Below are 12,040 nucleotides of genomic sequence, written 5' to 3' on the forward strand. Positions count from 1 at the left end.
TATCTTTTCTTTTATAAAAAAAAGCCCCGAAATTGGGGCTTAGAATTATTTTGAATAAAAGTTGTATTAAAGTTCTTTATCTACAGTTTCAGGCTCTTCTATTTTTTCTGTTTCTTCAATTTGGGCAACTGTTTCTTCCAACTCTCTCGGTTCTTCTTCATTTTCAGGATTCTTGTTTTTAGAAAACCATCCTTTTACTTTATTTTTGAAAGCACCAAAGAAGCCTAAAAGACCAAGTACAATTAGTTTCCCAAATTTGGCAAAAATAGCAAAGAAGCCTACTTTGGCTAGGACTTTTCCAGCTACAAGACCTCCAATTGTCCACGCGGCCACTTCATCTACATTAGAGTCGAAATCTTCATATTTATAACCGTCATTAAATTGTACAATGTCAAGCACTTTACTAATGTCTTTTTGTACAAGAGGTAATTCATTTTCGGTTGCAATTGCATTTAATACTAAAACCCCTTTTCGGCCTAGGATTCTAACATTATAATTTAGCGTATTTATTGAGCTTTTTCCAAATTTTATTTCTTTGGCCCAGTGCAATATTTTCCTGTCTTTGTCATAAAATGGTTTTGCTGCCCATCCTACAATTGTTACGGGTTCATATCCTTCTTTTTGTCTCTCTTTGTTTTCTTCGATTGTTTCCTTTTGCATTTCGGTTAACAAATCATCATAATTGATGTCATCTGCATCATCGTCTTCAACATGTCCAATTTCGTCATATTCTATATTGAATACGTAACCTGTTTGGCTCATTACTCCTTGGTTTTCGGGTAATAGTAAGCCTAGAGATAAATTTTCTCCTTTTGGATTTCCCCATAAATCAACCAATACTCTTTCTGCTTGTACTGAATTTAGATATTTAAAACCATTTGGGATATTTATTTTTCCTATTCCATTTTTTAAATTAATGGAGCCATGTTCGTATTTGAAAGTTTTTTCAATAGAATCTATTTTCTTTTGCATTTCTTCTTCTTGAGAATATATAAAAAAGGTAAACAGGCAGGAAATAATAGTTAAAGTAGTTTTTTTCATTTTTCAGACTTGGTTAAAGGGTTGGTTAATAAAAAACATGTGGTCTTTTTGAGAATATGTTTCAAATATATGTTTTTTTTAATAAATATTAATCTTGTTAAATTTTTATTAAAAAAATACCCTTTTGTCAATGAATGGAGTGTAATGGAAAAAAAAGTTTTTATTTCAAAGGAAAATCAGCCTCAAAAGCTTTAAAACGATTATCCAAATCTTGAACTAATTGTTTTTTCACTGCAGAATCTTGGATAAAACTGTAGTTGATGCTGTTATAAACAAATTGTTTAATGTCAGCATAAGAAATGGTCGGGTATCTTTTGGCCAATAAAACATATTGCTCTGTCATATTGGTTCTCAATATTCCGGCATCGTCTGTACTTATGACAATTGGCACCCCAAATTCTTTGTACAATAAAATAGGATGACGGTTTTCTTTTACTTTTATAATGAACTCATTACTGGTAAGATTAATTTCGATCGGAATGTTATTCTTAGCCATATAGCGCATTAAATCATAACTCTTTTCTTCATAGGCCATATCAACTCCATGTCCAATTCTATTGGCGCCAGCAGTATAAACAGCCGCATTGATATGCCAAGACAATTCTTCGGGGCGAACTAATCCCAGTGTAAGTTCACCAGCATGCATGGAGTATTTTACTTTTGGGAAACGGTTGTGACAATATTTGAACATAACCATGTGTAACCAATAATCTTTCATTGAAGTTTCACCATCTTCGGGAGAAACGATATTAACACCCGCCATCAACGGACTGCTATCAGCAGAGATAAAAGCAACCATTAAATTTTTGAATAAATCCACAGGTTCCATAAAGCGCAAAACAAAATTTTGATAGCGCATTGTGAATTGGCTGTCATCTATTTTAAGCTCTTTGTGCATTTTGGCAACAAAGTTGTTGTTGAAATCGGCTGCATATTTTTTGGCTTCTTTTTGAATAAAAATTGCATACAAGGAATCCAAAGATTGCATAATGGCTTTTTCGTTTTTACTTGCCGCAAATTTTCTTAAATTGGTATTGTATTTTGCTAAATCATCCGTTTTTATGGCGCAAGGAATAGTCGATAATTGGGTTTCGATATAGCTTACATTTTCTTTGATAGCCCTGTTTTTTAGTTCCAATAAACCGGCTTCAAAATTGTTGTTTGTGGCAGGTTCAAACTTCATAAAGGATTCAAAAAATAATTTATCCGAAGGGTAGTCAACATTATTATAATCTTTGACAGACCATTTATGCATTATTTTTTGTTTGTAGACATCCAATTCACCATTTTTTTGCAAGGTAGAAAATAACAACCAATCACTTCCATTCTGTTTTTCTTGGCTAACAGTCATGGTTTGTGTGTTCAGATAAAAATCCTTGGCAATGGCGTGAACTAATAATGGTTCAGCATAAATTGAACCGGAATAATGATGGTGCAAATCGCCACCTTTGGGCATTTGGGCAAAGAAAGCCGTAAGTTCAGCTTCATTATTTCTGATTTTTTCAAAATAAGATTCAGCTGATTGTGCAAAACCCACTTGAAATAAGATGAAAAATAGGAATGTACTAAATAATTTCATGTTCTATATTTCCTTGCAAATATAACAAATTTTATTGAATTTGTTGTCGTTTGTCCGCTAACTGATGTTGAATCAAGTTTATGATTGTTTCTCGGTATAATCCAAATCTACATGGAAAGTCTCCTTTAATTTCCACAGTGCCAATAGGGAAACTATTGATAATAAGGAGCCAACAATCATTCCCGATTTGAGAATGTCACCTTCAAAAAGGCGATCACGAAAAAAGCTATAAATCAAAATAATTAGCGGGAGCGAACCCCTAACAAAATTGGGAACTGTAGTCGTTACAGTAGCCCTGATGTTGGTTCCAAATTGCTCGGCTGCAATGGTCACAAATAAAACCCAATATCCAACAGAAACTCCCATTGCAAAACAAAGTAAATAAAAAGTTGAAGCAGAAATTCCGTAAGCATTCAAATAAACAAAAACCATGATTAGGTTAAAAATCAAAAACAGGCGCATAATTTTTTTTCGACTTTTTAGCCATTGGCTTAATAATCCGCTGGCAATATCCCCAAAAACTAAACCAGTGTAGCAAAAGGCAATTGCTTTTCCGGCAGCGATGGTTTCGGCTTGTTGTACACCGAGTGCTTTTGCAAATTCGGGTGAGAATGTGATCAAAACACCCACCAAAAACCAAAGCGGAATTCCAATAAGTATGCATTGAAGGTATTTAGAAAATCTTTTTGAATTGGTAAACAAAGACAGGAAGTCTCCTTTCTTTTCATCGCTTTGCTGTATTTGTTTGAACATTCCCGACTCGGTAATGCTGATTCTTAAAAATAATAACAAAATGCCAAGACCGCCTCCTGCATAATAACACAAGCGCCAATCCTGGAAAAACTGATAGACCAAATAAGCAGCAACAGCTCCAGAAACACCAACAGAAGCTACAATCATAGTTCCGTAGCCACGTTTATCTTTGGGTAAGGATTCGGCAACCAAGGTAATTCCAGCTCCCAATTCACCCGCAAGCCCAATTCCTGCAATCAATCTCCAAAAAGCATATCCATCAACGGTAGTTACCATTCCGTTGGCAATATTAGCCACTGAATACAGTAAAATAGAGCCAAATAAGACCGATATTCGCCCCTTTTTGTCTCCTAAAATACCCCACAAAATCCCACCAAAAAGCATCCCAAACATTTGCATACTGATAAGATATTCTCCTTGGTTTCGGACAGCATCTCCTGTTATTCCAAGATCTTTTAGACTATCAGTACGAACGATTCCAAAAAGTAATAAATCATAAATGTCAACAAAATAGCCAAGAGCTGCTACAATCACTGCGGCATTGAGTATGGATTTCGAATTTTGTGTTATTGATGGAGAAATGTTATTCATTAAGATTTGGTCTTTTGTGGTTTCATTAATAAATCGGTTTGTTGATCATTGCCTCAAATGAAAATATGTTTGCCGAATGTGTAAAAAACACTTTGACATAAAAGCATATGACTCTGCAACTTTCTTCCTAAACGTTCAGCCAAATATAATGGACTTGGTGTTGTTTTGCAACTTTTAGAAATTGATACAGCATTAATTGTCTTTTGAAAGAACATATTAAACTAAATTTTTTGAGAATTTTGAATTGAAAGTTTACTTTGTTTTATTCGAGGGTTAAAAAATAAATTTAGATCCAATTTTGGAAGAAAAATGATTGTTAAATAATTTTTTGATTTAATTGAATATTTTTTTGACAATGTTTCTTTTTTCTCTCAAATATCATTGTTATTTATTGATTTGTTGTTAATTATTTAATCTTTTTTAAAATTATCTAGCTGAAGGATTTTTTTTTTTTGTTAAGTTTGTCCCAATTAATTTAACAAATTAAGTTACCCCCTAAAAACTTTATGAATTCTCCCTTAATGTCATCAGATGAATCTGTGGTTTTATTGAATGTAGCTTCAGGCAATGAATTAGTCTACTCTCGTCTTGTTGAAAAATATTGGCAGAAAGTATTGCAACACGCCCTTAGTTTTGTAAAATCATATCCTGTTGCAGAAGAATTGACTCAAGATGTATTTATTCAAATTTGGGATAAAAGAGAAAGGTTGACCGAAGTCAAAAGTTTTGACAACTACCTTTTTATAGTGAGTCGTAATTTAATTATCACCCACATTCGCAAAAAATTGATTGAGACAGAAACCTTTAAAGGAGAGAAACTCCAGGAAATGTTTTTGAAACCTGATGATCAATATGAATTCCAAGAATTAAATAAAATTATACAAGAAGGAGCCAATCTTTTGTCAGAGCCAAGGCGTACAATTTTTTTATTGAGCCGTATAGAAGGCAAAGATGCTGATTTTATTAGTGAAGAATTAGGTTTGGCCAAAAGAACTATTAGATGGCATTTGTTAGAAGCGTTAAACTTCATGAGAGTCTATCTTAACAAGCATTATGGTCTTGGTTTATTAGTCTTAATTTGTCTAGGAATGTATTCCTTTGTTGCTAGCTTTTTATGATATTTTTTGAGCTCTAATTATTTTTTTACTCTTTTTTTAATTTTTTTTTTCATTTTCATTGCCACTTTAGTAAAGTATCCTCGTCTTTATATATGAAGGACATCCTTACAAGGCTTAAATCTTTTAGTTATGTATCAAAAAGAAGTGTTTAAAGAACTTATGTACCAGTTTGTTTTAGGGGAAATATCTCCTGAAGGAAAAACACAATTATTAAAAATGATTGATGATCCTCAATATGCGGATGATTTGGATTATATCCTTCGTGAAAATTATGAAAGTATAGAACCTATTAGTGAGAGTCTAGAATCGACTCAGCATTTTATTCAATCGCTTAGAGAGAAAATGAATGCTAATAAGGAAATTGAAATTGAAGAAGAAGAAGCCGACTTTACTTTATTTAATTGGAAAAGATTGGTTGTTGCTGCAAGTGTCGTAGTTGTTCTTGGACTTGGATATTTTAAATTTTCACAAAAAGATAATAATGCTCCTGTTGTAGTTAATAATGAAAAGAATATTATTCCTCCAGGAAGAACGGGTGCCATACTTACATTGGCAGATGGTTCTCAAATTGTTTTGGATAGTGTAGCCAATGGCGTTTTGGCCAATCAAAGTAATACAGCTGTTTCAAAAAAAGATGGGGAATTGGTTTATAAGGGAGAGAACAATGCTAAAGCAGTTACTAATATTATGACTACACCGAGAGGGAGACAATATAAATTAGAATTGTCAGACGGTACAAAAGTTTGGCTTAATGCTTCTTCCTCAATTACATTTCCAACTTCTTTTGCAGCTAATGAAAGGAAAGTTTCAATAAAAGGAGAAGTTTATTTTGAGGTGGCCAAAGATAAAAGCAGACCTTTTACAGTAAGTGTTAAGGATGTTGAAGTGAAGGTATTGGGAACTCATTTTAATATCAATAGTTATGATGATGAAAGTGAAATTAATACCACACTTTTAGAAGGTAGTGTCTTGGTAGGCAAAAAAGATAAAAAAGTGCTTTTAAAACCGGGTCAGCAAGCCGAAATAAAAAATACTGGGGCTGTAGCTGTTAAGGAGCTTGATAATTTTGATGAAGTGATGGCTTGGAAAAAAGGCATGTTTTATTTTAACAATGCAAGTCTAGAAACTGTTCTGCGTCAATTAAGCCGATGGTATGATGTAGATATTGTTTTCGAGAAAGGGGTTGTTTCCAGAAATTTTGAAGGTGAAATAAATCGTGACTTAGAACTATCACAAGTATTGAAAATTTTAGAAGGAAATAATATTCATTTTAAAATAGAAGGCAAAGTTTTGAGAGTAATGCCTTAAGAAAAAAGCCAAATCGAGGAAACTCATTTTATAAAATATTTATTTGTAATTCAATAAAAAAGCCAGCAGATGTTGGAAGCATTCGCTGGCTTGTTCCTTAGTACAAAGGAACTATGACTTGAAAAACATATAAATAGACCAAGCAAGGAAAATTTATTATTAACCAAAATCATTACAAAAGTATGAAATTATTACCAAAATGCAAGTCAAGAAATTCTTGGCTTACACCTAAATTCTGGAAAGTTATGAAATTAACGTCCATATTGATAATTGCTCTTACGCTCAATGTATCGGCAGCAGTATCTTCTCAAACGATAACTTTTTCTGGAAAGAATGTGTCAGCAAAAAAAGTTTTGTCAGTTATTAAAGAACAAACAACCTACGTTTTTTTCTATGACGTTACTATTTTAAAGAATGTGAAGCCAATATCAATTGATGTTAAAAATGCTTCAATCGAAAAAGTATTGCAAGAAGCTTTTAAGGAATCATCTGTAAAATGGATTATTCAAGGTAAAACCATTTCTTTAATTCCAAAAGAAGAGACTACAAAGAAAAGTACAATTGCACCTATCAATAGGAAAATTAAAGGAAAAGTCACCAATGAAAAAGGAGAGTCATTACCTGGAGTAAATATTTTAGGCAAGGGAACTAAATTTTCAACACAAACAGATGTTGACGGTTCTTTTGAAATTGAAATTCCTGATAATGTTACTGTATTGGTTGTTACTTATATAGGGTTGCAAGATCAAGAAGTTAAAATTGTAAATGACGATTTTTTGAATGTAGTTTTAAAAGAAGTTGGACAGCAAATGAATGAGGTTCTTATTGTTGGATATGGATCTCAAAATAGAAGAACAGTAACTACTTCGGTTTCAAAATTAGACAAAAAGGTTTTGGAAAACATACCTTATTCTAACGTAACCCAAGCATTGCAAGGGAATGTGAGTGGTGTTGTTGTTCGTACAGCATCTGGTCAGCCAGGGAAAGCATCCAATATTTTAGTTCGTGGAGGAACTTCAATCGACAATCCTAGTGGTGCTACACCATTATATATTGTAGATGGGGTAATTCGTACTCAAATAGATGATATAAACCCAACAGATATAGCTTCTCTACAAGTGTTGAAAGACGCGGCATCAACTTCCATTTATGGTGCTAGAGGGTCAAATGGTGTTGTTATTATTACTACTTCCACTGGTAAAGTTGGGAAAACTAAAATTTCATATAGTTATTCTTCTCAATTCAGCCAAATTGCAAAAAAATATAATTTTTTGGGAGGTGAAGATTTTATACGATTGTCTCGTTTAGGAGTTCAAAATGCTTCTGAAATTTTGGGAGGAACTCAACCAAATGCAAGAGCCAATCAATTAATTGGGGCAACTCCTTATGGTACTGGGAATAATTTAACACCTAGTACTCCATTTGCAACATTATTGAAATCAAATTTGTCTGCAGAAACTATTGCGTCGTTGCAAGCCAAAGGATGGCAAGAAATGGCCGATCCTCTTAATGCTGCCAATACTATTATGTTTCAAAGTACAGATTGGAATGATGTTTTGTTTCAAGATGCCATAACTCAAAATCATTATTTGGATTTTAGCGGAGGAACAGATAATGCTCTTTTCGATTTAAGTTTGGGATATTTAAAAGGAGATGGTATAACAATCTTTACCGGTTACGAAAGATTTACATCAAAGTTAAATGCTTCGTTTAAATTGGCGGATAATTTTACCTTAGGTGGTAAAATGTTATATTCTAGATCTAATAATAATCAAGTAGTAAGCAATAGCGTTGTCTTTAATAGATATTTAGGAAATGCTCCAACTACAAAATTTTTATTGGAAGACGGGACTTTAGCACCTGGGCAGAATAATGTTAACGGAAATCCATTATACCAAATGGGTAAAGTGAAAGGGATTAATCAAAATGAAAAATTGCAATTGACTGTTGATGGGGATTTGAGAATTATAAAAGATTTGAATTTTGTGCCTTCTATGTCATTGTATAGTGAAAATGATTCGGGTAATGTTTTTCAACAGGCTTTTTTAAGTGGAAGTACAGGGATAGTTGACAATACTCGTCCAGCATCGCAAGTAAATAATCGCTATTTTCAAACTCAATTCGAGGGTGTTTTTACCTATAAAAAATCATTAGATGAAGTTGGAAATTTTGAAGCAAAATTAGGAGCTTCAAATTATGCAAGAACAATAAAAGCATTTAATGCTTCAGGAAAAGGAAGCCCTTCAGATTTAGCACAAACATTAGATTCGTCTCCAATTCCAGTTTCAGTTTATGCCAATAATACAAAATTGGTTATTAATGGTGTTTTCGGAAGATTGAATTATGATTACAAGAACAGATACTTATTCACTGGTTCTTTTCGATATGATGGTGCTTCAAATTTAGGACCAGACAATAAATATGGTTTCTTCCCTGGTGTATCAGTAGGATGGAATGCTCATGAAGAAGAATTTTGGAAGGTAATGCCAACAGTTATTTCTTCATTAAAATTGAGAGGTAGTTTTGGTATCAATGGAAATTTGGGAACTCTAGGAGATTTTCAAGCAGGAGGATTGTATTCAGGTTCTACAAATGGAATTGCTAACAATTATAATGGACAATCTGCCATTGTTAATTCACAAATTGCAAATCCTAATTTGAAATGGGAGCAATCAAAAACAAATAATATTGGATTTGATTTAGGAATTAACGAAGATAAAATTAGATTAATTGGTGATTTTTATAACAAATTAACTTCTGATTTGTTGACCAATTTGACTTTGCCTTCGAATAGTGGATTCTCAACAGTATTGACCAATCTTGGTGGTTTAAGAAGTAAAGGTTTCGAAATGGAATTGGCAACGACAATTTATAATCAAAATGATCTAAAAATTAATGCTGGATTTATCATTTCTCACAATACAAATGTTGTTGAAAAACTTCCTTACAATGGAAATTTAAACAACAGAATTGGTGGAACTCAAATTTGGGATGCAGCAAGCGGATCATATGCATATGTTGGAGGTTTGCAAGAAGGACAAAAAATAGGTGATTTTTATGCACATAAACAATTGTATATTCTTTCTACTCAAGCTCAAGCTGATGCTTATAATGCTACAACAAGAGATACTTACGTAACCAAAACAGCAGCAAGCGGAGGAAATCCAAACGGAATTAAATATCCAGGAGACGCTGTTTTTGAAGATACAGATGCTAATGGTATAATTGATAGTAAGGACAGAACGTATATGGGGAATATGTTTCCTAAATATGTTGGAGGTTTTAATTTTGATGTAAGTTATAAAGGATTTTCATTAGTGGTTAGAACAGATTATTCTTTGGGAGCAACAATATATAATGAAGCAAGAGCTCGTTTTATAGGACAGTTTCAAGGTAACTACGGATTGTTAGCAGAAAGCTTACAGTCTTGGCAAAAAGAAGGGGATATTACAGATGTACCTCGTTACCGTTGGGCAGATCAAACGAATCAAAACAATTTATTTAGATCTGAGGCCAGTGGAGCAGCTTATAACACAAATATGTTTCAAGGGAATAGCCGTTATTATGAGAGTGGTGATTATTTATGTCTAAGAGAAATTACACTAGGATATACCGTTCCTGCTTCTTTTGCCAACAAAATAAAATTAGCATCAGCTCGTCTTTATCTAACTGGAAGTAATCTTTATTATTTTACTAATTACACAGGTTTGAATCCTGAAGTTCAAGGGATTGATGGTGGTTCAAGCCAAGGTCTTAATTCTGCAGGAGCCACAGGAACATATCCTGTACCAAGAAATATTATACTTGGATTAAATGTTAGTCTGTAAATTTTAATATTAAACATCATGAAAAATAAATATATATTGTATTCTTTGTTGTTCGCTTGTATCTCACTAATGAGTTCTTGTGCAGACGACTTAAACTTAGAATCTGAAAGTCTTATCACTTCAAATGCCTTTTGGAAAACCGAGGATGATGCAAAGGCAGCCGTTAATGGAATGTACTTTAACTTTAGAACTCAAACCCAACAAAACTATTATTTATTGGGAGGTTCTAGAAGTGCCGAAATTAAAGGAGGAGTTCAATCACCATTGAATTATGCCAATTACTATAATAACAATCTTACTGCTCAAAATGTTGATGTAGAATGGGCTGGGTTGTATACAGTTGTTCAACAGGCAAATTTGATTTTAAAATACGTTCCTACGATTACTTTTAGTTCTACTACTGTAAAAGAACAAAAAAGATATCTTGCTCAAGCTTATACAATGAGAGCATTAGCTTATTTCATTATGGCTCGTTCTTGGGGAGGTGTTCCAATTGTGACAACTCCAACAGAAAACACGAATCAAAATGAATATATAGTTCCTCGTAATACTTTGGAGGAGACTTTTGCTTTCATCAAATCGGATATTGAATCGGCACTTGCTAATTTTCCTGACGAGAATATCAATAAAGTACAATTATCTAAATCGGCTGCTAATGCTCTAAAAGCAGAAGTTAATTTGTGGACTGCAAAACAATTAAATGGAGGAGCTACAGATTTGAATGCTGCTTTAAGCGCTATAAACGCTATTCCTGCAGGATTCACTTTACTTCCTAATTTTAAAGATGTATTCAGTTATACTAATAAAGGAAATAGTGAAGTGCTTTTTGCTGTTCGTTATTCACTGACTGATGTTCCTTCAAACTTATCAGATAACTGGAATTCATTTATGTATGTTGGTCCTTCAGATTATCCTGGAGCAACTACAGCTGAAGCAACTGCAATGTTTGGTACTCTTGGTTCTGGTTCTGGAAATGCCGGTATTTCAAGAGTGCAGCCAGACCCTGCTCACTTTAACTTTGCAGCTACTGATGTTAGAAAAGATGCTACTTATTTAACTCTGAGAAATTCCGCAAACACTGCTGATGTTGTTACGGGGTTAATGAAATATAATGGGACTGTGGATGGTACTTTAAGACGATTTACAAGTGATATCATTATTTATCGTTGGGCTGATATTTTATTGATGAAAGCCGAAATAAAGAACGCTTTGGGGCAAGACCCAACGGTAGAGATGGATCAAGTCATGAAAAGAGCTGATGCAACTGCTTCGTTCACAAATTCTTCAAAAGCTGCAAATGATGATGTTATTTTGAATGAGCGTCTAAAAGAATTGGCTTTCGAAGGAAAAGCATGGTGGGATTTAGTTCGTTTCAATAAAACGGGTAACCTCCCTTCTATGACAGGAAAGCAGATATTATTCCCAATATCTCAAAACACAATTAATTACAATCCAAAAGTTACTCAAAATCCTGGGTACTAATTTAGATTAAAAACTTACTGTTATTGATTGAGTCGAAAATTCAAAAATTTTCGGCTTAGTCAAATAACACCCATAATTTAACAAAAAAACATCATGAAAATTCAACACTTACAAGGGCTTATAGCTGCACCATTTACACCTTTTGATAAAAACGGAAAATTAGATGTTAGCTTAATACCAGGATATTACGCATTTTTAAAACAAAATAAAATCACAGGAGCCTTTATAAACGGCTCTACAGGAGAAGGGGTTTCGATTACTTTAGAAGAAAAAAAAGCCGTAGCGCAAGCATGGGCTGATTGTTCGAATCACGATGCCGATTTTAAAGTAATGGTGTTTTT

General features: G+C 33.4%; 8 protein-coding genes. 5 read left to right on the forward strand and 3 right to left on the reverse strand.

What is annotated here, in order from left to right; all coding sequences use genetic code 11:
• Nucleotides 1-66: 66 nt before the first annotated feature.
• The 3 genes from VFS71_RS19315 to VFS71_RS19325 all read right to left on the reverse strand — a co-directional run bounded on the left by VFS71_RS19315 (nucleotide 67) and on the right by VFS71_RS19325 (nucleotide 3,964).
• Entirely contained in the window at nucleotides 67-1,041 is a 975-nt protein-coding gene (locus tag VFS71_RS19315; protein ID WP_326403303.1) for a DUF2167 domain-containing protein, read from the reverse strand.
• 160 nt (nucleotides 1,042-1,201) lie between these two features.
• Nucleotides 1,202-2,620, reverse strand: coding sequence for an adenosine deaminase (locus VFS71_RS19320; RefSeq protein ID WP_326403304.1), 1,419 nt, complete (start codon nucleotides 2,618-2,620; stop codon nucleotides 1,202-1,204).
• A gap of 78 nt (nucleotides 2,621-2,698) precedes the next feature.
• Nucleotides 2,699-3,964, reverse strand: coding sequence for an MFS transporter (locus VFS71_RS19325; protein ID WP_326403305.1), 1,266 nt, complete (start codon nucleotides 3,962-3,964; stop codon nucleotides 2,699-2,701).
• Between the two features lie 506 nt (nucleotides 3,965-4,470).
• Between VFS71_RS19325 and VFS71_RS19330 the strand changes: the two genes are divergently transcribed.
• The 5 genes from VFS71_RS19330 to VFS71_RS19350 form a co-directional block, all read left to right on the forward strand.
• Nucleotides 4,471-5,082, forward strand: a complete 612-nt coding sequence (locus VFS71_RS19330; RefSeq protein WP_326403306.1) for a sigma-70 family RNA polymerase sigma factor — start codon at nucleotides 4,471-4,473, stop codon at nucleotides 5,080-5,082.
• Between the two features lie 129 nt (nucleotides 5,083-5,211).
• On the forward strand, nucleotides 5,212-6,390 hold the full coding sequence (locus tag VFS71_RS19335; protein ID WP_326403307.1) for a FecR family protein: 1,179 nt from the start codon (nucleotides 5,212-5,214) through the stop codon (nucleotides 6,388-6,390).
• A gap of 182 nt (nucleotides 6,391-6,572) precedes the next feature.
• Nucleotides 6,573-10,217, forward strand: a complete 3,645-nt coding sequence (locus VFS71_RS19340; protein WP_326403308.1) for a SusC/RagA family TonB-linked outer membrane protein — start codon at nucleotides 6,573-6,575, stop codon at nucleotides 10,215-10,217.
• A gap of 18 nt (nucleotides 10,218-10,235) precedes the next feature.
• Nucleotides 10,236-11,699, forward strand: coding sequence for a RagB/SusD family nutrient uptake outer membrane protein (locus tag VFS71_RS19345; RefSeq protein ID WP_326403309.1), 1,464 nt, complete (start codon nucleotides 10,236-10,238; stop codon nucleotides 11,697-11,699).
• A 93-nt stretch (nucleotides 11,700-11,792) separates the two neighbouring features.
• Nucleotides 11,793-12,040: dihydrodipicolinate synthase family protein (locus tag VFS71_RS19350; protein ID WP_326403311.1), on the forward strand; the 248-nt coding region annotated here is incomplete at its 3' end.

The sequence above is a fragment of the Flavobacterium sp. genome (genome assembly GCF_035760125.1).
Classification (GTDB): Bacteria; Bacteroidota; Bacteroidia; order Flavobacteriales; family Flavobacteriaceae; genus Flavobacterium.